Source organism: Kribbella sp. CA-247076, from assembly GCF_050942445.1.
GTDB lineage: Bacteria > Actinomycetota > Actinomycetes > Propionibacteriales > Kribbellaceae > Kribbella.
Window position 1 is genome coordinate 3,396,277 of record NZ_CP192051.1, and the last position, 25,347, is coordinate 3,421,623.

Below are 25,347 nucleotides of genomic sequence, written 5' to 3' on the forward strand. Positions count from 1 at the left end.
CGACCGGATTTGGTCGGTCCCGGGCGATACCGTCACGCCATGGCGAAGACCACAGCGGTGATGCTCCCCGTCGGGGACCGGGAGGTCCGCGTCTCCAGCCCGGAGCGGATCGTCTACGAAGCGACCGACTGGGCCCCGGAGGTCACCAAGCTCCAGGTCTGCGAGTACTTCGCCGGCGTCGGTGCCGCGTTCATGCACGCGTCCGGCGACCGCCCGGTCGCGCTGGAGCGCTGGCCCGGCGGCTGGCGCGAGGGGATGACGCTGTCGGTCGACGCGACCGGCCGGCAGACCGGCGACGGCTTCTACTCGAAGCGCCTGCCGAAGGGCGCCCCGGACTGGCTCGAGACCTGCAGGGTGCTGACGCCGAACGACCGCCCAATCGACGAGCTCTGCCTGACCGAGATCGGGGCCGCGGTGTGGGCGGCCCAGATGGGCACCCTGACCTTCCATCCCTGGGCGGTTCGCAAGGGCGATCTCGACCATCCGGACGAGCTCCGGATCGACCTCGACCCGCAGCCGGGCGCGACATTCGCCGACGCCCGGCGGGTCGCCGGCGTCGCCCGTGAGTTGCTCGAAGAGCTCGGGCTCCGTGGCTATCCGAAGACCAGCGGCAACCGGGGGATCCACATCTACGTCCGGATCCGGCCCGAGTGGTCGTTCGACGACGCCCGGCACGCGGCGATCGGCCTCGGGCGGGAGCTCGAGCGCCGAGACGACAGGGTCACGACCGCCTGGTGGAAGGAGGAGCGCGGCGACGCCGCGGTCTTCCTCGACTACAACCAGAACCTGCGCGACCGCACGGTCGCCGGTGCGTGGTCGCTCCGGCCGCGGCCCGGTGCCCCGGTCAGTACGCCGATGACGTGGGAGCGGCTCGCCGAGGTCGACGATCCGCGGGCGTTCAACCTGCACACCGTGCCGGAGTACCTCGCCGACGGTGACCCGTGGGCGGACATGGACGAGACGGCGTACTCGCTCGACCCGCTGCTGCGGCTGTGGGAGGAGCTGCCGGGCGGTGAGCTGAACTTCCCGCCGGACTACCCGAAGATGCCGGGCGAGCCGCCGCGGGTGCAGCCGAGCAAGAAGGTCGCCGACCACTGGGACGAGCAGGGCAACCGGATCGCGCCGTAGGCCCGCGGCGCCGACCCGGTCGAGTCCCCGATCGGGCTCAGAAGCTGCGGAGGGCGCCGCCGTCGACGGGGATGATGGCGCCGGTGAGGTAGGACGCGGCGGGGGAGAGGACGAACGCGGCCACCCGGCCGAACTCGTCGGGCATGCCGTAGCGGCGCAGCGGGATGGTCTTCTCGGACGCGCGCCGGGCGGCCTCCGGGTCGCCGCCCTTGGCGTCGAGCTCCTTCAGCCGGTCGGTGGCGATCCGGCCCGGCATCAGGCCGTTGACCCGGGTCCCGTTCGGGCCGAGCTCGTCGGCCAGCGTCTTCGCGACCATCGCCAGGCCGGGACGCAAACCGTTCGAGATCGCCAGGCCCGGGATCGGGGACTTCACCGACGACGAGAGCACGAACGCGATCGACGTACCGTCGGAGCCGGCCCGGGCGACCGAGCGGGCGATCCGCAGGCCGCCGAGGAACACGCTGTCGAACGCGTTCCGCCAGTCGTCCTCCTCGGTGTCCAGCGCCGTCCCGGGCCGGGGCCCGCCGACGCTGATCAGGGCGCCGTGCAGCGCGCCCCACTTCGCGACCGCGGTCGCGGCCAGCCGCTCCGCGCTCTCCGGATCGGCGTTGTCGACCGGGATGCCGACCACGTTCTCACCCAGCTCGGCCGCGGCCCGGCCGATCGACTCCTCGTTGCGGCTGGAGATGACGAGCCGGGCGCCTTCCGCGGCGAGGGCCTTCGCGGTGGCGAAGCCGAGGCCGGCGCTGGCGCCGGTGACGATGTAGGTGCGATCGCGCAGTCCGAGGTCCACGGGCTCCATCCTGCCTCACCGCCACCGATCACGCACGCCGGCGCCAGTCGGTGCCCAGGGCAAGCTCTCGCCGCCGGTCCGCGCAGACCGCTCAGTACGCCGACCGGCGCAGCGGCGACTCGTGGCTGTCCAGGTGCCAGGCGGTGTTCACCAGGCCCAGATGCGAGAACGCCTGCGGGAAGTTGCCCAGCATCCGCCCGCCCACCGGGTCGTACTCCTCCGCGAGCAGGCCCACGTCGTTGCGCAAGGCAACGAGCCGGTCGTACAGCTTCCGGGCCTCGCCGACCCGGCCGATCAGCGCCAGCGAGTCGGCCAGCCAGAACGAGCAGATCAGGAACGCGCCCTCGCCGCCGGGCAACCCGTCGTCGGTGTGGCCGGTGACGTACCGGTGGACGAAGCCGTCGTCCGCGAGCTCGCGCTGCACGGTCTCGACGGTGCTGATCACCCGCGGATCGTCCGGCGGGAGGAAGCCGACCTGCGGGATGAGCAGCACCGACGCGTCCAGCGCCTTGCTGCCGTAGGCCTGGGTGAACGTGCCGCTATCGGTGTCGAAGGCCCGCTCACAGACCTCGCGGTGGATCTCGTCCGCGGTCGCGCGCCACTGCTTGGCCGGCCCGTCCAGGCCGAACCGTTCGACCGCCCGCGCGGCCCGGTCGAACGCGACCCACGCCATCACCTTGGAGTGGGTGAAGTGCTGCCGGCCGCCGCGGACCTCCCAGATGCCCTCGTCCGGCTGGTCCCAGATCCCGCTCAGGTGGCGCATGAGTCCGCACTGCATCGCCCACGCGTCGTCGCTCGGCCCGATGTGCGTCTCCCGGGCGAGGGCCAGCACGTCCATCACCTCGCCGAACACGTCGATCTGCAACTGTTCGGCGGCCGCGTTCCCGATCCGCACCGGTCGCGAGCCGGCGAACCCGGGCAGCCAGTCGGCCTCGAACTCGGTCAGCCGGCGTTCTCCGGTCACGCCGTACATGATCTGGACGTCGGCCGGCGAGCCGGCGATCGCCCGGAGCAGCCAGTCGCGCCAGGCCTGCGCCTCCTCGGTGAACCCCGATCGCAGCAGCGCGGTCAGCGTCATCGTCGCGTCCCGCAGCCAGCAGAACCGGTAGTCCCAGTTGCGTGGTCCGCCGAGGGCCTCGGGTAGCGACGTGGTCGGCGCGGCGACCAGGCCGCCCGTCGGCGAGTAGGTGAGCGCCTTGAGCGTGAGCAGCGACCGGGTGACCTCCTGCTCGAACCCGTCCGGGTCGGTGCTGCGGGCGATCCACTCGGTCCAGTACGTCTCGGTCGGCTCGAGCGCGCCGATCGCGTCGGTCGGCGCGGGCGCCGGCTCGTGCGACGGGTGCCAGTTGAGCACGAACCAGGCCTGCTCGCCCGCCGAGATCCCGAAGTCCGCGTACGTCGCGAGGTCGCGGCCGTACTGGTTCACGTCGGACCGCAGCGAGACCGCGTCCGGACCGGCGATCGCGACCACCTGACCGTCGTACCGGCGGACCCAAGGCACCACGTGCCCGTAGTCGAACCGCAGCCGCAGCTCGGACCGCATCGCGACCCGACCGCTGACGCCTCGCACGATCCGTACGACGTCGGGCGCTTGGTCCCGTGGCGGCATGAAGTCGATCACCCGGACCGTGCCGGTCGACGTGGACCACTCGGTTTCCAGGACGAGCGTGTCGCCGCGATACCGGCGGGTGTTCCGGGCACCGGTCTCGCGTGGCGCGACCCGCCAGTGGCCGTTGTCGTCGGTCCCGAGCAGGGCGGCGAAGCAGGCCGGTGAGTCGAACCGCGGCAGGCACAGCCAGTCGATCGAGCCCGTCGTCGACACCAGCGCCGCGGTCTGGGTGTCGCCGATCAGCGCGTAATCCTCAATCCGCCGCGCCGGCCCGGACCTCGGGTCGTTCCGGTCCGGCCGCGTCGTCGTCGGGGGAGGAGGAGTCACCACGTGTGTCCTGTCGGGAGAAGTAGATCAGTCCGCCGAGGGCGAGCAGGGCGAAGAAGAACCATTGCAGGCCGTAGAAGAAGTGTGGACCGTCGTCGATCTCGGGGCCGGGCAACGTGCCGAACGCCGGGTCGTTGGCGGGCTGTTGCTGGTCGATCGTCAGGTAGCCGTCGTACAGGTCCAAGCCGAGCGCCTTGGCGTAGTCGGGGCCGTTGATCAGCCGGGCCGTCCCGTTGTCCGGCGTACCGCCGTTGGTGCTGCCGCCGCGTTCGCTGCGCCGCAGGCGACCGGTGATGGTGACCTCACCGGACGGTACGGCGGGGATGGTGCCCGGGGCGAGCTCGGCACCCTGGCGGGCCAGGAACCCGCGGTCGACCAGGACCGCCTTCCCGTCCGGGAGCACCAGCGGGGTGACGATCTCGAACCCCGGCCGGTCCTTCACGTTCCGGTACCGCAGGACGATCTGCTTCGAGGCGTCGTACCGGCCGGTGACGACCGCGGTCCGCCAGGCGTGCCGGTCGCCGACGACACCGTCCTGACCCACGATCTGGTCGATCGGCGCCGGCGGGGCGGCCAGGTTGGCCCGGGTGACGTCGTTGCGGTCCTTGCGTTCGTCGAGCCGGTGGAACTGCCAGCGACCGAGCTGGACGCACACCCCCGCGAGGATCACGATCGCCAGCGCGGCGGCGATCCAGCGGACATTCATCAGACGACGCACATCTCGAACTTAAGCCATCGGCTGAAACCGTCGGTGCCCGGCACGTAGGCTGGAGGCGTGACGGCTACGGATGAGGTGACTCAGCTGGGGCTGGCGGACCGGTTCGGCCGGGTCGCCACCGATCTGCGCGTGTCCCTGACCGACCGCTGCAACCTGCGCTGCACGTACTGCATGCCCGAGGAAGGCCTGGACTGGCTGGCCAAACCGGAGCTGCTCACCGATGACGAGGTGGTCCGGCTCGTTTCCGTGGCCGTTCGGCTACTCGGCGTACACGAGATCCGTTTCACCGGCGGTGAGCCGCTGCTCCGCCGAGGCCTGGTCGGCATCGTCGGGCGTACGGCGGAGCTGCAGCCACGGCCCCAGGTGTCGCTGACGACCAACGGGATCGGCCTGGCCCGGCAGGCGCAGGCGCTCAAGGACGCCGGTCTGGACCGGGTGAATGTGAGCCTCGACACCATCCGGCCGGACACGTTCCAGCAGCTGACCCGCCGGGACCGGCTCAAGGACGTCCTCGCCGGACTCGAAGCCGCCCGGGCCGCCGGGCTGACGCCGGTGAAGGTGAACGCCGTGCTGATGCGTGGCCTGAACGACGACCAGGCGCCCGAGTTGCTCGAATTCTGCTTGGCGAATGACTACGAACTGCGCTTCATCGAGCAGATGCCGCTGGACGCGCAGCACGGCTGGGACCGCGCGACCATGGTCACCGCCGACGAGATCCTCGAGCAGCTCGCCGATCCGTTCGGCCTGGAGCCGACCGACGCCGCCGCCCGGGGGAGTGCGCCGGCCGAGTCCTTCACGGTTCGCGGCGGGCCGCAGACCGTCGGCATCATCGCCTCCGTCACGCGCCCGTTCTGCGGCGACTGCGACCGGGTCCGGCTGACGGCCGACGGTCAGGTGCGCGACTGCCTGTTCGCGCGGACCGAGTCTGATCTGCGGACGGCGCTGCGGTCGGGCGCCGGCGACGAGGAGCTGGCGGATCGCTGGCGGCGGGCGATGCGCGGCAAACTTCCGGGACACGGGATCAACGATCCGAGCTTCCTGCAGCCGACCCGTCCGATGTCCGCGATCGGCGGTTGAGCGCCGTACCAAACCGGCCCAAACCGGAAATGTACTTTTTCGGTGCGCTGCTGCCTTTACCCGGAGAAAGGCTCGACCTCACGCAGGAATGACCGGCGGTCGAGGAAGTCGGACAAGCTGTCCTTGTGCTGGTCGCACGCCAACCAGGTCTTGCGCCGCTCGGGGGTGTGGATCTTGGGGTTGTTCCACTGCAGCGCCCACCGGGCCGGGGCGCCGCATCCCCTGGCAGAGCAGAGGGACGCGGGTGCTTCGTCAACCATCCGGGGCCTATTCCTGATTACTCAATAATCAAAAGGGTGGGGAAATGAAGCGACGTCGGACAGCCACGGGGGGAGCCGTCCGACGCCGCATCAAGACCCTGAATTCCACTCGTGAACTTCAGAGCACGCGGGAGATTCTGACACGGATGCTGCCAAAGTTTCCAGTCCCGGCGAAGATCACTTTTCGGTGTCGTTCTCGCGGTCGGGATTGGGCGGTGTGATGACCACGTGGTGGGCCTCGAGCGCGGGCCGTTCGGGGGCGACGAAGGGGTCCGCGCCGGAGACCTTCGTGGTCCGGTGCGCGTTCGCCAGCACGACCGCGAAGTACGGCAGGAAGACCGCCGCGACCACGAACATCCACCGCCACGGCGAGGGCGTGACGACGGCGAGCACGAAGCACACGATCCGGATCGACATCATCCAGGCGTACCGCACGATCCGGCTGTCCAGATCCTCCGACCGCCCCGGCTGCGCACTCGTCACCGAAACGACGGTCTCAGCGGTCCGCTCACGGCGTCTCGACATCTATCCTCCTCACCAATACAACGGTACGCCGCGTCCGTCGCCCAGGCGCAGCCAGGATGGAGAGGTACGTCTCATGACCGACCGCACCTACCGGGTCACCGAGATCGTCGGCACGTCCAAGGAGGGCGTGAAGGAGGCCATCACCAACGGCATCACCCGGGCCGGCGAGACCCTGCGGCACCTCGACTGGTTCGAGGTCACCGAGATCCGCGGCCACATCGTCGACAACCGGATCGACCACTACCAGGTGGGCATGAAGGTCGGCTTCCGCCTCGAAGACTCCTGACCCCGGACCGTCGGGCCACCCGCCGTCCGGGCGACCGGACGGCGGGCGATAGCGTTCGTCCGACCGACGACGTGAGGAGGGCTTGTGAGCAGGTCTGTGCTGGTGACAGGTGGCAGCCGGGGCATCGGGCTGGCGATCGCGACCGCGTTCCGGGAGGCCGGTGACCAGGTCGCCGTCACGTACAACACCAGCGAGCCGCCGGCGGGCTTCCTCGGGGTCAAGTGCGACATCACCGACCAGGAGCAGGTCGACGCGGCGTTCGAGACCATCCAGGACGCCCACGGCCCGGTCGAGGTGCTCGTGGCGAACGCCGGCATCACCCGCGACACGCTGCTGCTGCGGATGTCCGACGACGACTGGGACGCCGTCCTGGAGACCAACCTCACCGGCTCGTTCCGGGTCGCCCGCCGGGCGGCCAAGGGCATGCTGCGGCTGCGCAAGGGCCGGATCGTGTTCATCTCCTCGGTCGTCGGCCTGCTCGGCTCGCCCGGCCAGGTGAACTACGCGGCCAGCAAGTCCGGCCTGATCGGGATGTCCCGGTCGATCGCCCGCGAGCTCGGCAGCCGCGGCATCACCGCGAACGTCGTCGCGCCCGGGTTCATCGAGACCGACATGACCGCGGTGCTGCCCGAGGAGACCCAGAAGCAGTACCTCGGCCAGATCCCGCTCGGCCGGTTCGGGCGGACCGAGGAGATCGCGAGCGCGGTCCGCTGGCTCGCCTCCGCGGAGGCCGGGTACATCACCGGTGCGGTGATCCCGGTCGACGGCGGCATCGGCATGGGCAACTAACTCGTCATCACCTCTAGAAAGGGCATGCCGGTGGGCATCCTCGACGGCAAGCGGATCCTGGTCGCCGGAGTCACGCTGGACTCCTCGATCGGCTTCGCCACGGCCAAGGTGGCGCAGGAACAGGGCGCCACCGTGCTGATCTCGAACTTCGGCCGCGCGCTCAGCATCACCAAGCGGATCGCGAAACGCCTGCCGGCCGAGCCTCCTGTTTTGGAGCTGGACGTCACGAATCCTGACCACCTCGCGGCGCTGCCGGACGCCGTCCGCGAGCACGTCGACGGCCTGGACGGCGTCGTGCACTCGATCGCCTACGGCAACCCGGAGACGATCCTCGGTGGCAAGTTCCTGGATGGTCCGTGGGAGGACGTGTCCCAGGCAGTGCAGGTGTCGGCGTACTCCCTCAAGGCGCTCGCGGTCACCTGCGCGCCGCTGATGAGCAGGGGCGGCAGCGTGGTCGGGCTGACCTTCGACGCCACTGTCGCCTGGCCCGGGTACGACTGGATGGGGGTGGCCAAGGCCGCGCTCGAGTCGACGAACCGGTACCTGGCCCGTGACCTGGGCGCCCAGGGGATCCGCTGCAACCTGGTCTCGGCCGGTCCGCTGAAGACGCTCGCGGCCAAGGCGATCCCGGGTTTCGAGAAGTTCGAGGAGCCCTGGCTGGACCGGGCCCCGCTCGGCTGGGACCCGTCCGACCTCGAGCCCACCGGCCGCACGATCGTCGGCCTGCTCAGCGACTTCTTCCCCGCGACCACCGGCGAGATCGTGCACGTCGACGGCGGCTACCACGCGATGGGAGCGTAGGGGTTGGCCACTTCGCTGGTTGAGCTCCGGGTCCTGGACGGCGCCAACCTCTACTTCAGCCGTGCCGCCGTCAAGCTCACGCTGGACGTGTCCGCACTCGTCGACGCCCCGGCCCCGGCCGCGAAGGCGTACGCCCAGGCGATCGGTCTCGGCGCCACCCGGCCCGGCCGGATCGGCTCCGGGTTCCGGCAGCGGTTCGCGATCCGGGTCGCCGGTCACGTCGTCCGCCGGATCGCCCGCGAGGCCGGGATCGGGCGGATCGGCGTCCGGGTGCGCCCGGAGTCCGACGTACGGCGGCTCGTCGTCGCCTTCCCGTGGGCGCACGAGGGCCGCGCGCGGGCGCTCGGGGCGGCGATCGTGGAGGTGCTGGACGCGTTCGGCGCCGACGACCTCACCGACCTGATCGCCGCCGTCGGCGACCGGGTCCGGGACGAACCGCCTGGCAACCCGCCGCCGACGCTGCGGCCGAAGGTGCCGGTGGTCGCGGTGACCGGGACGAACGGCAAGACCACGACCTCGCGGATGATCGCGCACATCGGCCGTGCGGCCGGGCTGCACGTCGGCTGGTCGAGCACCGACGGCGTGTACTTCGACGGCGAACTGGTCAAGTACGGCGACTTCTCCGGGCCGAGCGGCGCCGGCCAGGTGCTGTCCCAGCCGGGCATCCAGCTCGCGGTCACCGAGACCGCCCGCGGCGGCATCCTCCGGCGCGGTGTCGGTGTGGCCTTCAACGACGTCTCGGTGGTCACCAACGTCTCCGCCGACCACCTCGGCCTGGGCGGCATCGACACCGTCGACCAGCTGGCCGAGGTGAAGGCGGTCATCACCCAGATCACCCGCCCGCGCGGCTGGTGCGTGGTGAACGGCGACGACCCGCGGACGTTCGCGATGCGGCTCGGGTCGCCGGCCAAGTGCTGGGTGTTCTCCCGCGATCCCGACTCGCCGTCGATCCGGACCGTGCTGGAGGAGGGCGGCCGGGCGACCACGGTGCTGGACGGGTTCGTCACCGTCCTCGACCAGGCCGCCGACCCGGAGCCGTTGCTGAAGGTCGTCGACGTACCGATGACGCTGTCCGGACTGTCGCAGTACAACGTGGAGAACGCGCTGGCCGCGGCGTCGGCGGCGCTCGGGCTGGGGTTGCCGCGGGCCGCGGTGATCGAGGGCCTCAGCTCGTTCGCGCCGAACGAGAACAACCCCGGCCGGATGAACATGTACTCGGTGCGCGACTTCACCGTGGTCATCGACCTGGCCCACAACGAGGCCGGGCTGGAGGCGCTGCTCGAGATCATGAACGGCGTCCGGCCGCCGGGCGGACGGTTGCTGCTGGCCCTCGGTTCGCCCGGGGACCGGGCCGACGACATGGTGTCCGCGCTCGGCGCGATCGGGGCCCGCGCCGCCGACCGGGTGGCCATCGGTCACAAGAGCGACTACCTGCGCGGGCGGCCGCCGGCCGAGCTCGACGCGTTCTTCCGGGAAGGCGCCGCGTCCGTCGGCGTGGACGACGTACCGTCGTTCCCCACCGAGTTGGAGGCGGCGCAGGCGCTGGTCGCCGAGGCGGGGCCGGGGGACGTGGTCGCGGTGATGTCTCTGCAGGATCGGGCGAGTCTTGACGCCTGGTTGCGGGCCGAGGGAGCTACCGTCGACACACCGGAGATCTTGAAGGCCAAGGTCGAGAGAGCCCAGCACTAGCCCCCGTCGGCCCTGTCGGGGGCGGGAACGGGGTGAACATGCGCTACCTCTGGTCGGTGCCGTCCGCGGTCGTCGCCTGGTTCGTGGCGGGTTTCGCGGCCACCTACCTGAAGGGCCTGCCGGAGGGTACGACGCTGTTCGTGCCGGCCCGGCTGGACCTGCTCGTGCTCGGCGGCTTCGCCGGTGGGCTGGCCGCGGGGCTGTTCGTCGGCCGGATCCGGTACACGCTGCCGCTGGTCCTGGTCGTTGCCTCCGGCATGTGGTGGCTGACCGGCAACTCGTTCACCGACCGGGCCTCGCTGATCACGTTGCTGCTGGCAAGCGCCCTCGGCGGGCTGTTCGGTGCCCTGGGCACCAGGAGCTCGGTGGTCGCCGCGTTCGCGCTCACGATCCCGGTCGCCTGGCTCGCGCTCCGTCCGGCGAACCACCTGGCCGACTGGCAGTGGCTGTGGCAGCTGAACGGTCTTCTGGTCGCCGCCGGACTCGCGATCCTGCTGTACGTCGCCTGCTGGCGTCGCGGCTGGCGGTCGGCGTACTTCTGGCTGCCGCTGACCGCCTGCTACCTGGCCGCCTTCGGAGTCGTCGCCGGGATCCGGGTCGTCAGCCGAGCGCCCGCCGGCCGGTCGCCGGACCTCACCGCGGACGAGGCGACCGACGCGTTCTTCGGGACCTTCGAGCCGATGCTGCGCGAGTACTGGCCGTGGCTGGTGCTGGCCGTGCTGCTCGCGATCCCGATGGTCGCCCTGAAGCTCCGCGCCCTCCCGCCCCCGCCACCCCCGCCCGACCCGTACGCCGACCGCCCCAACGACGCCGTACTCTCCGAAGACCTCGACTGGATCGACCGCGAAGAGCCCCGCCGACGCCTCCTGCCCCGGCGAGACCCGGTGTCCTAGGCCACACTACCGAGGCGTGGCGAGAGTGCACTGGTCGCCACAGCCGTGGCGCTGCGGGGGATTCGCCGGAGGCGCCGTGAGCTTGCCGGCTGCGTCGAGCGGAGTCACCGAGGCGACCGTGGCGTTCTTCTTCGGGATGAGGACCGTGAAGAAACGGAGTTGGTCGGTGGCCGGGGTGGCGGTCGCGTCGGCAATGTAGGTCGTGCCGGCCGACTTGAGGTGGACCTTGCGGGCGTCGGCGGAGACCGCACCGACGACCAGCGTGTAGGGGAGCACCTCGCCGCTCTTCTCACGGGTGTGGGCGGCGGCGACGTGAAAGGCGCTGCGCTGGCCGGGAGCCCAGTCGTCGAAGCAGACGTGGACGCGGCCGAAGCTGTTGGCCGGGCCTTCGTCGGTCACAACGCAGCCCTGGCGGGAGTACGTGAGTACGCCGTACTGCTGCGTCGGGATGCTGCCCTTGGCGAGGTAGTACGCCTTGGGCCGGTAGGCGTTGGCGTCCGGCAGCTTGGTGAACACCTCGTCCGACCAGGGCGCCGGCATGACCGTGGTGTGGTCACCCATCGGCGTTTTGGTTTGACGGGGCGTGGTGGCGGTCGTGGTGACCGTGGGCGTCACCGATGGCACGGGTGGCGCGAAGCCGGCCACCTCCGACTCGGTGCCGGTCGAGCGGTGCGAACCCAGGAGCGGTCCGACGGACAGCGCGGCCGCGGTCACTGCAGCGGCCGTGACCACGATGGCGGCACCGCGGCGGCGACGACGGCGACGGTCGATGCGGAGGCGGATCGATGCCGCCGGGTCGACGGGCTCGGGGCGGTCCTCGGTCAGGACGGCGAGACGGGTGCTCAGGTCGTCGGTCATGCGATCCCCTTCCCGGCCAGCTCGGCCAGTTCTTCGGGCGTGATGAAGGTGGTGTCGGTGCGGAGCGTGTCCAGGCCGCGGCGGGTGTGCTGCTTCACGGCGCCGACCGAGCAGCCGAGCAGGTCGGCCACGGTGTGCTCGGACAGGTCCTCGGCGTACCGCAGATAGACGGCGGCGCGCTGGCGTGGGCTCAGCCGCGCCATCGCGGCGCGCAGGGCGAGGCGCTCGTCGACCTGACCGGTGGCCGGGTCGACGGCGGTGTCGGGCGGTGTATCGGTGGGGCGTTCGCCGATCCAGCGGCGGCGCCGGCCGGACAGGAACGTGGTGGTGACGATCTTGCGCAGGTACGCCTCCGGGCTTCCGCCGCTCAGCTTGCGCCAGTGGAACCAGAGCTTGGTGAAGGCTTCCTGGGCGAGGTCTTCCGCCTTCTGGTGGTCCAGCGTGAGCGCGTACGCGAGTCGCGCGGTCGCGGTCCACCGCGCCCGCACGAAGTCGTCGAAGTCGTCGGCTTGTCTCATCGGCATCCCTTCCTCACCCCTCAGAACGCCCTGACGAGCGTCGCAGGGTGACAGGTCAGCCGAGGAGTTTGTGGGCGAGCCAGGAGCCGGGCTGGAAGCCTGGCGGGAGGGCGAAGACGGCGGAGCCGATGGTGGTGGTCCACTCGTTCAGGGCGTCGGCCGCGTCGAGGCGGGCGAGCAGGGGAAGGAACTGGCCGGCGACGTCGGCCTGGTGGCTGAGGAAGATCAGCCCGGACTCGCGGGTCGGGCCGTTGTCCTGCACGTAGTTGAGGCCCTTGCGGAAGATCCGGCGGCCGTCGTTCTCCGAGTGGTGCGAGAGCCGGGCGTGCGAGTTCTCCGCGATCACGAGCCGGCCGTCGGCGTCCCGGGCCTGCAGGTCGAGCTCGTCGTGCTCGGCGGTGCCGGTCAGCGGTGCGCCGGTGGAGAGCTTCCGGCCGACCGCGCGTTCCTGTTCCGAGCGGGTGAGCTCGTCCCAGGTGTCCAGGTTCATCCGGATCCGTCGTACGACGAGCGTCGTACCGCCGTGGAACCAGTCGGGGCCGTCGGACGACCACACCGTGCGGTCCAACTCCGGCGTACCCACGGCCGGGTTGCCGGTGCCGTCGACCTGGCCGAACAGGTTGCGTCCGGTCACGGGCCGGCCGTCGGCGCCGGTGCTGTTCCAGAAGCCAGTCTGCCGCCAGAGCGGGGAGGCGAACGGCTTCGCGTCCGCGACCAGGCGCCGTACGGCGTGCACCACGCTCACCGCGTCGTCCGCGCCGACCATGACGAGGAGGTCGCCGCCGGACCAGGCCGGATCGAGGCGGTCGTGCTTCATCACCGGCAGGTCGTCGAGGCCGGGCGGCTTGTGCCCGGTCAGCTGGAACACCCGCGGCCCGAACCCGATCGTCGTCGTCAAGGCGACGTTCGCGACCGCCAGCTCCGGAGCCGTGTCACCCGGCGCCGGCCGCCCCTCGGCCAGCGCCACGACGTCACCACTCCACAACCGCATCAACCGCCCGAGCCCGGCCTTGTCCACCCCCGACCGCAGCTTCAACGCCACCAGCTCGGCGTGCTTCGGCGTCGGCCCCGCGATCCCCGGCTGATGCTCGCCGTACGGACTGATACTTCGCCGGACGGGAGCTTCCGGTGCCGAGTCGGTGCCCATGGCAACCACGCCACCGCCCGCAGCCACCCCGGCAGCAGCTACACCGGCGAACCCAAACACCTGCCGCCGCGACGGCCTACCGGTCACTTGGCGGCTGGGGTTTCACTCGGGTGGTAGTGCTCTTCTTCCTCGGTGAAGGCTTTCACCGGGACGGTCAGGTCGTGGGTGGTGCCGTCGGAGAACTTCAGGGTGAGGGGGAGCTCGTCGCCCGGTTTCAGCGGCTGCTGGAGGTTCATCAGCATGACGTGGTCGCCGCCGGGGGACAGGTGTGTGTGGGAGGTGGCCGGGACGTTGATTCCGCCAGCCTTCTCCTGCATGACCATCTTGCCGTCCTTCATTGCCATCTCGTGCAGCTGCACCATCCCGGCCACCGGAGAGGTTGCCGAGGTCAACCGGATGTCCGTGTCGCCCGGGTTGGTCAGCGACATGAACGCCGCCGTCATCGTGGTGTCCTTCGCGCCGACCGTCGCCCGCACCCACGCGTCCTCGATCAGCACCGACGGCGTACTGGCGGCCGCCTGAGTGGTAGCGGGGGCGGCGGACTCCGGGGACCCGCAGGAGGACAGCAACACCGGGACAGCGACCGCGAGCGCGGCCGTCAGTAACGTCAGCTTCACGGACAGGCCAACGACCCTGACCTCGGCGGAGTTCCGCGGACCGCCAGGCCATCACAACCATCCGATCGCCGCCGCGCTGAGCGGAGGCCGTGCCGGTACCGGGAGGTTGTGATGGCGCTGGGGTCCGGTCAGTCGCTCGGGGTGTCGGCTTCCTCGTCGGGCTGGACGAAGTCCGGGTCGCCGCCCTCGTCACCCGAACGCGCGCCCGCCTGCGCGAGGTGTGAGACGGACTCGAGCTCGGTGAGCACGGTCTGGTGCTGGTCGACGCACAGGACGACCAGGTCGCCCGGGTTCGACCGGGCGAGTGCGTGCCGGATCGCCTCCAGCTCGTCGAGCACGAGGTCGACCTGGCGGCAGCGGGCGCCGTTCTCCATCGCGGCCCGAACGCCGGCCTCGACCAGGGCCGCCGACTCACCGCGCTTGCGCCCGCGCAGCCGGGCGTCCTCACGGACGACGACCACGTCGAAGTGCTGGGCCGCGACCTCGCCGAGCTCGCGGATATCGTCGTCGCGCCGGTCGCCCGCGGTCGCGACCACGCCGATCCGCGACGGCCGTCCGAGCTCCGAGGACGCGTTCAGGCTCTCGCCGAGCCGGTCGACGAAGTCACCGAGCATCCGCATCGCCGGCGCGTTGTGGCAGTAGTCGACGATCACGGTCCGGCCGTCGACGTCGATCTCGTTCAGGCGGCCGGGGGACAGGTAGTACGACGTACTGAACGTCCGCAGCCCCTGGCGGATGTCGTGCAGCGACGCGCCGGCGGCGAACGCGGCCGCGGCGGCCGCCATCGCGTTCTGCACGTTCATCATCGCCCGCCCACCGAACGTTGCCGGCAGCAAGTGGGTCCAGGCCAGCTGCATCGACCGGCGGCCATGCTTGACCACGATCATGTCACCCAGGTCCGACCGCTCCAGCACGACGGCCCGGCCACCCCGCCGGCAGTGACCCTCGATGTACTCGCGCACCTCGCTGCCCGGCTCGGCCATGCTGAACCACACCACCTGGCCGGAACACTTCCGCCGCATCTTGCGCACCAACGGGTCGTCCGCGTTCAGTACGGCGTACCCGGTCCGTGGCACGGCCTCGACCAGCACGGCCTTCACGTCGGCCAACTGCTCGAGCGTCTCCACTCCACGCAGCCCCAGGTGATCGGGCTGGATGTTCAGGACGACGGCCACGTCGTTGCGCTCGTAGCCGAGGCCCTCGCGCAGGATCCCGCCGCGGGCGACCTCGAACACGGCGAAGTCGACCCGCGGGTTCTGCAGCACCATCCGGGCCGACTTCGGGCCGGACGCGTCCGCGCGGATGACCAGCCGCTCGTCGATCACGATGCCGTCGGTGGACGTCATCCCGACCTTGCGGCCGATGCCCTTGAAGACGTGGCTGATCATCCGGGCGGTGGTGGTCTTGCCGTTCGTCCCGGTCACCGCGACGATCGGGATCCGGCTGGTCGCGCCCGGCGGGAACAGCATGTCGACCACCGGCTTGGCGATGTACTGCGGCTCGCCGATCGTCGGGTTGGTGTGCATCCGGAACCCGGGCGCCGCGTTCACCTCGCAGATCGCGCCGCCGGTCTCGCGCACCGGCTGGGTGATGTCGGGGCAGATGAAGTCGATACCGGCGATGTCGAGCCCGATCATCCGGGCCGCCTCCTCGGCGATCTCGACGTTCTCCGGGTGCGCCTCGAAGGTCCGGTCGATCGAGATGCCGCCGGTGGACATGTTCCCGGTCAGCGTGAGCTTGACCATGGTGTCCTCGGGCGGTACGTCGTCCAGCTCGAAGCCCTGGCTGCGAACGAGCTCCCGGGCGGCGTTGTTGATCGTGATCCGGGTCAGGATCTTCTCGTGCCCGACCCCGCGCCGCGGATCGGCGTTGGTGATGTCGACCAGCTCGGCGACGGTGTGCACGCCGTCGCCGACCACGTGCGCCGGCACGCGTTCGGCGATCGCCTCCATCCGGCCGTTGATGATCAGACAGCGGTAGTCCTTGCCGGTGACGAAGTTCTCCACGATCACCCACCCGCGCCGGGACTGCTCGGCCGCGATCGGGAACGCCTCGCGGACGGCGTCCGCGTCCTGCAGGTTCAGGCAGACGCCGCGGCCGTGGTTGCCGTCGAGCGGTTTGCACACGACCGGGTAGCCGAGCTTGTTCGCGACCGTGACCGCTTCCTCGACGGTGCGCACGGACTCCGACCGCGGCACCGGCAGCCCGGCCGAGGCGAGCAGCCGCGTGGTCAGGTCCTTGTCGCTGGCGATGTCGACCGAGATCGACCCGGTCTCGGACGTCATCGTGGCCCGGATCCGCTTCGCGTGCACGCCCTGGCCGAGCTGGACCAGGCTGGCCTTGTTCAGCCGGATCCACGGGATGTCGCGGGACACCGCCTCGTCCACGATCGCCTGGGTGGACGGGCCGAACGCGGTCCGCTCGGCCTGCTTGATGTACTTCTCCAGCTCGGTGGTGAAGTCGAATCCCGGGTCCGGTTGCACCAGGTGGTTGACGAACCGGACGGCGAGCTCCCCGGCGGCCAGTCCGACGAACTCGTCGGCGTACGCGTAGGTGATGTTGTAGCGGCCCGGGATGCCCTTGACCTGGCGGGTCTTGCCGCGCCGCATGTCGTGGCCGGCCTCCTGCTGGAGTTGCAGCGCGACGTGCTCGGCGATGTGGCCCAGCCAGGTCCCTTCGTGCAGCCGCTCGATGAAGCCGCCCCGGCGGCCGCGCGAGCAGTGGTGCTGGTCGAGCCGGGGCAGGAGCTCGAGCAGTTGCTCGGTGAAGCCGGGGATCGTGTTCGACGGGAAGTCCTCCAGCGAGCCGAGGTCGACGACCAGGTGGATGGCCGGGTCGTAGCTCCACACGTTCGGCCCGCGGTACACGCGGGTCTCGATGATCTTCAGGTCCGGGCTGGGGGCGCCCTGGGTGGGGTGGGTGTCGAGGGTGTCGGTCATGCGGTCCCACTGTCTGGTTGCGGTGCGGGCAGGTCGGGGTGCTCGAGTTCGGCGCCGGCCGTGATCGGCTCGGTCGCCTCCGGTCTGGACTCACCGGCGGCCGCCGGTCTCTTCGAGGTCCGTCGGCCCGCCCGCCGCTTGCGCTCCGCGTAGTACTTGGGTGACACCCCCTCGGCGGCGATCTCCTTGGCCAGTTTGCGCAGGTCCGCCTCGGCGGCCTCGATCCCGGCGATCTCCTCGGCCGGCGGCTGCGGACCGTAGGACAGCAGCACCCGCGCCTGCAGGTCGAACGTCGCGGTCGCGGGCAGCACGTGCAGGACGACGCCGGACGCGAGGATCGGCTCGGACCGCTTGGCGTAGTGCGCGTTCGAGGTGATCCGGCTGCCGTCGAAGATCGTCACCGCGCCGCGGCCGACGACCTCGAGGTGACTGCCGCGGACGACTGCCGCGGTGTCCTCGTCGACGCCGATGCCGAGCAGGCCGGGCGACTGGGCGACCAGCGACAGCAGCCGGCCGTACCGGTTCCGCTGGGCGAAGTGCTGGTCGACGATCGCGCCCTGGACCAGGCCGAGGCCGCCGGACAGCTGGCTCATCCGCTGCCGCGGCGTCGCGCCGGAGCGGCCGAACGCGATCATGTGCTCGGCCAGGATGCTCGCTCCGGCCGACGTACCGCCGACCGCGGCGCCGCGGGCGTGGGCGGCGGTGACCGCGCGGCCGAACGCCGTCCCGGTGACGACGCCGGCCAGCTTGAGCTGGTTGCCGCCGGTCATGAAGATCCCGGTCGCGTCGGCCAGCGGCTCGAGGAACGCCGGGTCATCGGCATCCTCCCGGGTCTCCGGGCGGACGCCGACGACACTCGCGGCGCCGAGGGCGGCGAACAGGGCGTGGTAGACGTCGACGACGTCCGGGCCGAGCGTGGACGCGGTCGGGACGACCACGATCCGCGCCTTCGGCCCGCCGGCGGCCTCGACGAACTCCTGCAGCACCGTGCGTTTCTTCAGCTTGTCCTCGGCGCCACCGATGGCGAACAGGGCCCCCGGCCCACTGCTCACCCCACCCTGCTGTTCAGACATAGCCGAAGGATAGGTGCTCACCCCCTCCCCGGCCGTAATCCGGTCAGCGGGCGAAGGTGAACCAGTTGACGTTGACGAAGTCGGCCGGCTGGCCGCTGGTGAAGGTCAGGTAGACGTCGTGGACGCCGGTGACCCGGGAGATGTTGGCCGGGACGGTTCGCCAGGACTGCCAGCCGCCGGTGTTGGCGACCGCGAAGCTGCCGATCGGCGCGTTCGACCGACTGTCCAGGCGTACTTCGACCAGGCCGCTGACCCCGCCCGCGGCTCCGGACGCGACCCGGGCGACGAACTGGGTCGCGGCCGTGCTGCCGAAGTCGAGGCCGCGGTAGAGCGCCCAGTCGCCGTTGCCGATCTGCATCAGGTTCTGCCCGCCGCCGGTGTCGGTGGTGTTCTCTACGCCGATGGTCGCCCGCTGGGTCGAGGTCTCGGCCTGGATCGTGCCGTAGGCGCTGCCACCACCCGGAGGCGGCGTCGTCGGGGGAGTGGTGCCGCCGCCCTTCTTGGTGACCGCGACGTAGTCGACGATCAGCGGGTGACCGGGGACCGTCTCCGGTCGTGGCGTCGGTCCGTTGAGCGCGTCCGGGAATGCTCCGCCGATGGCGACGTTCAGCAGGATGAAGTAGCCGGCGTGCGAGGTCATGTCCGTCCACGTGTCGGCCGGCAGTTGGCCCTGACTGACCGAGTGGTACTGCTGCCCGTCGACGTACCAGCGCAACTGGTTCGGCGAGATGCTCGTGTCCCACTCGAACCGATAGGTGTGGAACGCCGACTGACAGGACGCGCCCGGGCACACGCGGCTGGCGCCGAGGCCGCTGGTCTCGTTGCACGGGCCGCCGGGGTTCACGCCGCAGTGCAGCACGCCCCACACGGAGTTGATCCCGTTGACGTTCTCCATGATGTCGAACTCGCCGATGCCCGGCCAGTTCCAGTAGTTGCCCCGGTACGGCGCGCCCAACGCCCAGAACGCCGGCCAGTAGCCGAGGGCCGCGTTGCCGGTGACGTTCGGCATCTGGAGCCGGCTCTCGATCGCGAGCACGCCGCCGCTCGGCGGTTTGAAGTCGGCGCGCTGGGTCTCGATCCGGGCCGACGTCCAGTTGCCGGCCGCGTCCCGGCGGGGCGTGATCCGCAGGTTGCCGGTGCCGTCGAGGGCCAGGTTGTTCGTGCTGTTCGTGTAGTTCTGGATCTCGCCGGTGCCCCAGTTCCCGGGGCCGCCGGGATAGCCGTGGCCGGTGTCGATGATCCAGTTGGCGGCTGACGGCAGGGTGCCGCCGGGTCCGTCGAAGTCGTCACTCCAGACGGCGGTCCAACCGTCACCAGGCGGCGGGACACTCGCCTCGGCGACGTTGGACCGGGCACCGCTGACGGTGCCGGCCAGCACGCCGGTGACGAGGAGTGGGGCGAGCAATGCGGCGATCAAGGGGCGGGAACGCATAGCGACCTCCAGGGATTGGTAGGTCAATGTGAGCGCTCTCATGGCGGCGTGTCAACAGCTCGTCACAGTCCGGATCCCGGATCAGGAGGTCGAGCGGTAGACCGTCGTACTGCGCCGCACCCGCATGCCGAGGCGTTCGTACATCCCGAGCGCACCGGTGCCGGAGTGCGTCCAGAGGATGCAGTCCCGCCGCCCGAGTCCGTGGAACACCGCGCAGGTCTCCTCCAGCATCGCCCGGGCGATGCCCTTGCCCCGGTGGTCGGCCCGGACCGCGAGTTGTTCGACGTATCCCTCGTCGCTCTCGGGCAGGTCGAGCGCGATCACGGCGCCGACGAGTTCGTCCCCGGCGTACGCCAGCGGGGACGCATCCGGGCGGAAACTCGGTCGCTCCACGCTCAGCCGGGCCCATTCGTCGTACGACTTCCGCCGCGGCTGGAACTCGGCGAACGCGTCCTCGATCAGCTCGTGGACGTCGTGCGCCGCCTGGTCGGTGTACGGCGTGAGCGTGAGGCCGGCCGGGAGGTTTCGCGGCCCGGGAGCGGTGATCGGGCGTTCGAGGAGCCAGTTGGTCGCGAGTACCTCGTAGCCGCGCGACCGCAATAGCTCGGTCCCCGCGTCGTCGGCGTCGTCGACCGCCTGCGCGGTCCACTCACTGCCCTCCGCGCGCGACCGCGCCTCGACCCAGTCGAGCAGCGCCGTCCCGAGCCCGCGTCCCCGGTACGCCGGGTGGACGTCGACCTGGGCGCGTTTGCCGAGGTGGATCCACGCCCATCCCGCGAGGTCGCCGTTCGCGGCGTACACGACGAGGGTGTCGCGGTCGAGGTGCAACTCCGGGCGCCGGAGGTCCGCCTCGATCGCGTCCGGGACGACTTCGGCGCGGCCGTGCCACTCGGTCTCGGCGGCCGCCATCAGCCGGTGGATCGCGGGTGGGTCGTCGTGCGTCGCGGGGCGGGACGTGAAACCTTCCGGGAGCATGGGGCGATCATCGCGCACCCAGGGGGGCATGCCGGTCAGGCCGGGTTGTCCGCGTCCGCGGCCTCGACCTCCTCGCGGCTGATGCCGAGCAGGTACAGGATCGTGTCGAGGTACGGCACGCTCAGGTGGGTGTCGGCCGCCTCCCGGACGACCGGTTTGGCGTTGAACGCAACCCCGAGGCCGGCCGCCGCGAGCATGTCGAGGTCGTTGGCGCCGTCGCCGATCGCGACCGTCTGCGACAACGGCGTACCGGACTTCTCCGCGAACCGGCGCAGCGCGACCGCCTTGCCGGCCCGGTCGACGATGTCGCCGACCACCCGGCCGGTGAGCTTGCCGTCGACGATCTCCAGCTGGTTCGCGGCGGCGTAGTCGATGCCGAGGTCCGCGGCGAGCTTGTCGGTGATCTGGCTGAAGCCGCCGCTGACGATCGCGAACTGGTAGCCGAGCCGCTTGAGCGTGCGCACCAGCGTGCGCGCACCCGGCGCCAGCTGGATCGCCTGGTACACGTCGTCCAGCGCGGACTCGGGCAGGCCTTCGAGCTGCGCGACCCGGTGGTGCAGGGACTCGGCGAACTCGAGCTCGCCGCGCATCGCCTGTTCGGTGACCCTGGCAACTTCCTCGAGCCGCCCGGCATGGCCGGCGAGCATCTCGATGACCTCGCCCTGGATCAGCGTCGAGTCGACGTCCATCACGATCAGCCGCTTGGCCCGCCGGTACAACCCGCCCGCCTGGACCGCGACGTCCAGCTTCTGCCGGACGCCCTCCAGCGCGAGCACGGTCCGCAGCGCCTCGGGATCGGCGCCGGAGACGGCGATCTCCATCGCGGTGACGGGGTAGCGCGCCATCCGGCTGATCCGGTCGATGTTCGCACCGGTGTCGGCGATCCGGCCGGCGATCGCGGCCAGGCCGGCGGCGGACAGCGGGTGTCCGATCACGGTCACCTGGCTGCGGCCCTTGCGCCGGGGCTCGTTGTCGCCGATGCCCTTCTTCACCGAGATGTCCACGTCGAGGACGGGCTCGAGCGCCTTCAGTTCTTCCTTGAGGGACTTGTGGTCGCGCGGCGCGGACAGCAGTACGCCGAGGATCAGCCGGCCCCGGAGCACGACCTGCTCGGCGTCGATCACCTCGAGCCCGCGGGTCGCGAGCGTCGACAGCACCGCAGAGGTCAGCCCCGGGCGATCCGTCCCGGTCAACGTCACCAGCACGGTCGGCCGATCGGCCGACGGCATCTCGAGCTCGTCCAGTCCACTCATGGCACCCCGAACGCTACCGAAATCCCCGGAACGGCAGCCGTCCGGCCCACATCCCAGGCGTGAACGACCAGCGACCTCAGGCGTGCACCGGCGGTGCGCAGGCGGCGACCTCAGGCGTGCACCGGCGGTGCGCAGGCGGCGACCAGCGCCCGGCGGGCCGCGGCGTCCAGATCGAGGAGGGTACGGCGGCGCGCGTCGGCCTCGGCCCCGGTGACCGCCGCGCCGTCGTCCTCGAGGGCCGCGTCGGCGATGGCCAGGCACCGGCGCGCGGTGGCCGCCGCCTTGACCGCCCGCGGTTGGTAGCCGGGGGCAAGGTCGTCGTCGCGTCCGCTGCCGATCTTGCGGATGTCGATCAGCGCGTCCGCGATCTCCGGCTTCCACCGCGCGACGTCGAGCGCAGCCAGCGACTCGGCCGCCTCGATCAACGCCATCCGCAGTCCACGGTCGGCCTCGCCGAAGTCGGCCGGCATCGGACTCGCGGCCGTCATCGCGGTCCACTGCACGGCCGGACCGACGTACGCCGGAACGAGGCCGATCCCCGCACCCGTCAGGACCACGGCCTCACCGGACTCGAGCGCGGCCTCGTTGAACGTCGGCGGACCGGCCAGCCCGATCGGGTCGCCCGGGATCGGCAGCGCGAGATGCGCCTCGGTCGTCCCGGTCGCGCGCAACAGGTTGAGCGCGACCGGCAGCGTCGCCGGCTCGGGATGCGCGGCCAGCCCCGCGACGTGGTGGCCGACGTCGTCCCCGAGGATCTTGTGCGCAGCCGTGTCCGGATCACAGGCACCGGTCAGCATCGCGTTCGTCCACACGGTGAACCGAACGGAGGCAGAGGTCGTCAACACGCCCGCCAGTCTCCCACCACCCAGACCGGCTCGCCGACACCACCGGCGTACCCGCGGGGTGCGCGTGAGGCCGGGGGAGCGACCCCGTAGGTTTTGGCACATGACTGCAGTGGTGGAGCTGGCCGGGGTGTCGATCGTTCGGGGTGGGGCGCGGCTGCTCGACGGGATCGACTGGACCGTCGACGAGGCCGACCGCTGGGTGGTGATCGGCCCGAACGGCGCCGGCAAGACGACCCTCCTGCAGATCCTCGCGGCCCAGCTCCACCCGACGTCCGGCGTCGCCGGGCTCCTCGGCGAGGTGCTCGGCGCGATCGACGTGTTCGAGCTGCGGCCGCGGATCGGACTGACCAGTGCGGCCTTGGCGGACCGGTTGCCCCGCGGCGAGCGGGTCTCGGACGTGGTGGTCTCGGCGTCTTACGCCGTACTCGGGCGTTGGCGGGAGGAGTACGACGAGCTGGACCACCAGCGGGCCAAGGAGTTGCTGACCGAGCTCGGCATCGGTCATCTGGGGGATCGGACGTTCGGCACGTTGTCCGAGGGCGAGCGCAAGCGCGTGCAGATCGCCCGCGCGCTGATGACCGACCCCGAGCTGATGCTGATGGACGAGCCCGCTGCCGGCCTCGACCTGACCGGGCGCGAGCAGCTGGTCCGGTCGCTCAGCTCGATCGCGACCGCGGTCGGCGCGCCGGCGATGGTCCTCGTCACCCACCACGTCGAGGAGATCCCGCCCGGCTTCACCCACGCCCTCCTCCTCAAACAAGGCCGCATCATCGCCGCCGGCCCGATGGACGAGGCCCTCACCTCCGAAACCCTCAGCGAAACCTTCGACCTGGCCCTCTCCCTAAAACAAGAAGACTCCCGCTACACAGCCCGAGCCCTCTAGCCCCGCCACCGCCCACCCCCCGCGCCTCCCGCCCCACCAACGCCTCCCGCGGGACCCGCCTCCCGCCCCACCCACGCCTCCCGCCGCAATGCGCGTGCCGGCCCATCCGCGGTTCCCGCTCGACCCGCGGTTCCCGCCATCCGGGCTTCCTGCGCTCCCGGGCTTCCTGCGCTCCCGGCCTTCCTGCGCTCCCGCGCTCCCCGCGACGCCCACGCTTCCCGCACCTCCCGGTGCCCCCTCCGACCGAGCCGGCCTCGCCGCACGCCTCCCGTCCCACCCCCCGGTCCCGCCGCACCCGTGCGTCCCGCCGTACCCGCGGTCCCCGCCCCGTCCGCGCATCCCGCCGTACCTGCGCTTCCGCTCTATCTGCGCGTCCCACAACGCCCGCCCTTCCCGCGCTCCCGGCCTCTCCCGCGCCGGCCTCACCTCACGCCTCCCGCGACGCGCCCAGCCCTGCCGACCCCTGGTCGTTTCGGTGGTTAACCCATCGGGTTGTGGGTTATCCACCGTGGTTCAGGGTGGATAACCCACAACTTGGCGGGTCAACCAGCGAAATGGGTGGGAGCGGGGGGTGGGGGAGGCGCGTCGGATGGTTGTGGACCTGCTTGGGGACCGGAACGTGGATAGGCTTGGCAGATGATGGATTGGCTGCGGGACAACATCTGGGCGGGGTGGCTGACGGTGGCCGCCGTCCTCGGTCTGGCCGAACTGGCTTCCCTCGACTTCACCCTGTTGATGCTGGCGGCCGGTGCGCTCACGGCGGCCGGCGTCGCGGCGTTCTTCCCGGGGCTGCTCTGGCTGCAGATCGTGGTCGGGCTGATCACCGCCGCGGCCATGCTGGTGGCGATCCGGCCGTTGCTGGCCCGCAAGTTCCACCACGGCGGTGAGCTGAAGACCGGCTCGGCGCACGTGATCGGCCGGACCGGCACGGTGGTGAAGGAGATCCACCCGGACGGCGGCGGCTCGATCCGCATCGGCGGCGACCTGTGGACGGCACGACCGTTCGACGAGGTGTCGACGATCGCACCGGGAACGCGGGTGGAGATCATGTCGATCGACGGCGCCACGGCCGTCGTCTACCCGGTCGGCGACCCGCTCCATCAGCTACCCAACCCGCAACCCACGCGCCCGGACCCCGACCCACAGCCGACCGGCCAAGACCCAAACCCCACCGACCCCCCACAGCCCTGACCCGGGACCGGCCACACCCCGGCTCGTCGCCATGACCGGCACGCTGCGGTACGTCGCCCCCCCGGCATGCTCCGGTACGTCGCCCCGCCGGCTTGACTCGCCGTCCCGGTAGGCATGCATAGGTAGTCGCAGTCGGCACGCCCGATCCGTCACTCCCATCGGCGCGGTTCCGTTCGTCGCCTCGGTCGGCCCGCTCGACCCGCCGGATCCAGTCGGCCCAACGATCCGTTGCCCTGGCCGGCTCGCTTCGGTACGTCGCCCCGTCGCACGCTCGACCGTTGCCCCGGCCGGCATGGCTAGGTCGCCCGTCAGCTCGCCTTGGTACGTCGCCCCCGTCGGCGTGCTCGTCCTGTTGCCACGGTCGGTGCGCCAGATCCGTTGCTCCGGTCGGCATGCTTGGTCGGTTGCCTCGGTCAGCACACTCGGTCCGCCGCCCCGGTAGGCATGCTCGGGTCGCACTGGTCAGCGCGCTTCGGTACGTCCTCTCGCTCGGCTCGTTCACCTGTCGGACCCGGCTGGCGCGCCCGATCCGTCGCCCTGGACGGTGCGGGCGATCCGTTGCCCTGGGCGGCGTACTTCGGTATGTCGCCCGTCGCACGCACGACTGTTGCCCCGGTCGGCATGCTTGGGTCGCCCAGGCCGGCGCGCCTGAGCCGTTGCCCTAGTCGGTGCGCTTTGGTGCGGCGCCGTCGTCGGCGGGCCCGGTCCGGTGGCCTGGTTG

At 71.1% G+C, this 25,347-nt stretch carries 23 protein-coding genes; 9 read left to right on the plus strand and 14 right to left on the minus strand.

The window, feature by feature from the left end:
• Nucleotides 1-39: 39 nt before the first annotated feature.
• Complete coding sequence (locus ACQPYZ_RS16030; protein WP_433168918.1) at nt 40-1,128, plus strand: DNA polymerase domain-containing protein; 1,089 nt, start codon at nt 40-42, stop codon at nt 1,126-1,128.
• Between the two features lie 37 nt (nt 1,129-1,165).
• Here ACQPYZ_RS16030 and ACQPYZ_RS16035 read toward each other — a convergent pair whose 3' ends face one another.
• The 3 genes from ACQPYZ_RS16035 to ACQPYZ_RS16045 form a co-directional block, all read right to left on the minus strand.
• Nucleotides 1,166-1,930 (minus strand): SDR family oxidoreductase, encoded by a 765-nt coding sequence (locus ACQPYZ_RS16035; RefSeq protein WP_433168920.1) that lies wholly within the window; start codon nt 1,928-1,930, stop codon nt 1,166-1,168.
• A gap of 82 nt (nt 1,931-2,012) precedes the next feature.
• Nucleotides 2,013-3,857 carry a glycoside hydrolase family 15 protein gene (locus ACQPYZ_RS16040; protein WP_433168922.1) on the minus strand — a complete coding sequence of 615 codons (1,845 nt, stop codon included), beginning with the start codon at nt 3,855-3,857 and terminating at the stop codon, nt 2,013-2,015.
• Complete coding sequence (locus ACQPYZ_RS16045) at nt 3,784-4,563, minus strand: SURF1 family cytochrome oxidase biogenesis protein (RefSeq protein WP_433168924.1); 780 nt, start codon at nt 4,561-4,563, stop codon at nt 3,784-3,786. The genes ACQPYZ_RS16040 and ACQPYZ_RS16045 overlap by 74 nt, the downstream gene beginning before the upstream one ends.
• A gap of 69 nt (nt 4,564-4,632) precedes the next feature.
• On the opposite strand from ACQPYZ_RS16045, the gene moaA reads away from it, so the two are divergent.
• A complete protein-coding gene (gene moaA, locus ACQPYZ_RS16050; protein ID WP_433168926.1) occupies nt 4,633-5,652 on the plus strand; it encodes a GTP 3',8-cyclase MoaA in 1,020 nt (339 codons plus the stop codon).
• Between the two features lie 437 nt (nt 5,653-6,089).
• Here moaA and ACQPYZ_RS16055 read toward each other — a convergent pair whose 3' ends face one another.
• Nucleotides 6,090-6,437: a DUF3099 domain-containing protein gene (locus ACQPYZ_RS16055; protein WP_433168928.1), complete on the minus strand. Its 348-nt coding sequence runs from the start codon at nt 6,435-6,437 to the stop codon at nt 6,090-6,092.
• A gap of 73 nt (nt 6,438-6,510) precedes the next feature.
• On the opposite strand from ACQPYZ_RS16055, the gene ACQPYZ_RS16060 reads away from it, so the two are divergent.
• The 5 genes from ACQPYZ_RS16060 to ACQPYZ_RS16080 all read left to right on the plus strand — a co-directional run bounded on the left by ACQPYZ_RS16060 (nt 6,511) and on the right by ACQPYZ_RS16080 (nt 10,895).
• Nucleotides 6,511-6,723 (plus strand): dodecin, encoded by a 213-nt coding sequence (locus ACQPYZ_RS16060; RefSeq protein ID WP_132322359.1) that lies wholly within the window; start codon nt 6,511-6,513, stop codon nt 6,721-6,723.
• Between the two features lie 84 nt (nt 6,724-6,807).
• The gene (fabG, locus tag ACQPYZ_RS16065; protein ID WP_433168930.1) at nt 6,808-7,512 is read left to right on the plus strand and encodes a 3-oxoacyl-[acyl-carrier-protein] reductase; all 705 of its coding nucleotides are present in this window, start codon (nt 6,808-6,810) and stop codon (nt 7,510-7,512) included.
• 30 nt (nt 7,513-7,542) lie between these two features.
• Nucleotides 7,543-8,313, plus strand: coding sequence for an enoyl-ACP reductase FabI (gene fabI / locus ACQPYZ_RS16070; protein ID WP_433169699.1), 771 nt, complete (start codon nt 7,543-7,545; stop codon nt 8,311-8,313).
• Nucleotides 8,314-8,316: 3 nt separating this feature from the next.
• The gene (locus tag ACQPYZ_RS16075) at nt 8,317-10,002 is read left to right on the plus strand and encodes a Mur ligase family protein (RefSeq protein WP_433168932.1); all 1,686 of its coding nucleotides are present in this window, start codon (nt 8,317-8,319) and stop codon (nt 10,000-10,002) included.
• Nucleotides 10,003-10,040: 38 nt separating this feature from the next.
• Nucleotides 10,041-10,895 carry a hypothetical protein gene (locus ACQPYZ_RS16080; RefSeq protein WP_433168934.1) on the plus strand — a complete coding sequence of 285 codons (855 nt, stop codon included), beginning with the start codon at nt 10,041-10,043 and terminating at the stop codon, nt 10,893-10,895.
• A 6-nt stretch (nt 10,896-10,901) separates the two neighbouring features.
• On the opposite strand, the gene ACQPYZ_RS16085 is transcribed toward ACQPYZ_RS16080, so the two are convergent.
• The 10 genes from ACQPYZ_RS16085 to ACQPYZ_RS16130 form a co-directional block, all read right to left on the minus strand.
• Entirely contained in the window at nt 10,902-11,753 is an 852-nt protein-coding gene (locus ACQPYZ_RS16085) for a hypothetical protein (protein WP_433168935.1), read from the minus strand.
• Nucleotides 11,750-12,271 carry a SigE family RNA polymerase sigma factor gene (locus tag ACQPYZ_RS16090; RefSeq protein WP_433168937.1) on the minus strand — a complete coding sequence of 174 codons (522 nt, stop codon included), beginning with the start codon at nt 12,269-12,271 and terminating at the stop codon, nt 11,750-11,752. The genes ACQPYZ_RS16085 and ACQPYZ_RS16090 overlap by 4 nt, the downstream gene beginning before the upstream one ends.
• Before the next feature lie 55 nt (nt 12,272-12,326).
• Nucleotides 12,327-13,418, minus strand: a complete 1,092-nt coding sequence (locus ACQPYZ_RS16095) for a Dyp-type peroxidase (protein ID WP_433168939.1) — start codon at nt 13,416-13,418, stop codon at nt 12,327-12,329.
• An 83-nt stretch (nt 13,419-13,501) separates the two neighbouring features.
• On the minus strand, nt 13,502-14,035 hold the full coding sequence (locus tag ACQPYZ_RS16100) for a copper chaperone PCu(A)C (protein ID WP_433168941.1): 534 nt from the start codon (nt 14,033-14,035) through the stop codon (nt 13,502-13,504).
• 128 nt (nt 14,036-14,163) lie between these two features.
• Entirely contained in the window at nt 14,164-16,974 is a 2,811-nt protein-coding gene (cphA, locus tag ACQPYZ_RS16105) for a cyanophycin synthetase (RefSeq protein WP_433168943.1), read from the minus strand.
• Nucleotides 16,971-18,047: a cyanophycinase gene (locus ACQPYZ_RS16110; protein ID WP_433168945.1), complete on the minus strand. Its 1,077-nt coding sequence runs from the start codon at nt 18,045-18,047 to the stop codon at nt 16,971-16,973. The genes cphA and ACQPYZ_RS16110 overlap by 4 nt, the downstream gene beginning before the upstream one ends.
• Before the next feature lie 43 nt (nt 18,048-18,090).
• Entirely contained in the window at nt 18,091-19,479 is a 1,389-nt protein-coding gene (locus ACQPYZ_RS16115; RefSeq protein WP_433168947.1) for a carbohydrate-binding protein, read from the minus strand.
• 81 nt (nt 19,480-19,560) lie between these two features.
• Nucleotides 19,561-20,454, minus strand: coding sequence for a GNAT family N-acetyltransferase (locus ACQPYZ_RS16120; RefSeq protein WP_433168949.1), 894 nt, complete (start codon nt 20,452-20,454; stop codon nt 19,561-19,563).
• Nucleotides 20,455-20,489: 35 nt separating this feature from the next.
• On the minus strand, nt 20,490-21,707 hold the full coding sequence (gene serB, locus ACQPYZ_RS16125) for a phosphoserine phosphatase SerB (protein WP_433168951.1): 1,218 nt from the start codon (nt 21,705-21,707) through the stop codon (nt 20,490-20,492).
• A 110-nt stretch (nt 21,708-21,817) separates the two neighbouring features.
• On the minus strand, nt 21,818-22,552 hold the full coding sequence (locus ACQPYZ_RS16130) for a hypothetical protein (RefSeq protein WP_433168953.1): 735 nt from the start codon (nt 22,550-22,552) through the stop codon (nt 21,818-21,820).
• 100 nt (nt 22,553-22,652) lie between these two features.
• On the opposite strand from ACQPYZ_RS16130, the gene ACQPYZ_RS16135 reads away from it, so the two are divergent.
• Together ACQPYZ_RS16135 and ACQPYZ_RS16140 are read left to right on the plus strand one after the other, a co-directional pair.
• Nucleotides 22,653-23,435: an ABC transporter ATP-binding protein gene (locus ACQPYZ_RS16135; RefSeq protein WP_433168955.1), complete on the plus strand. Its 783-nt coding sequence runs from the start codon at nt 22,653-22,655 to the stop codon at nt 23,433-23,435.
• Between the two features lie 636 nt (nt 23,436-24,071).
• Complete coding sequence (locus ACQPYZ_RS16140; protein WP_433168957.1) at nt 24,072-24,626, plus strand: NfeD family protein; 555 nt, start codon at nt 24,072-24,074, stop codon at nt 24,624-24,626.
• The last annotated feature ends 721 nt before the right edge of the window (nt 24,627-25,347 follow it).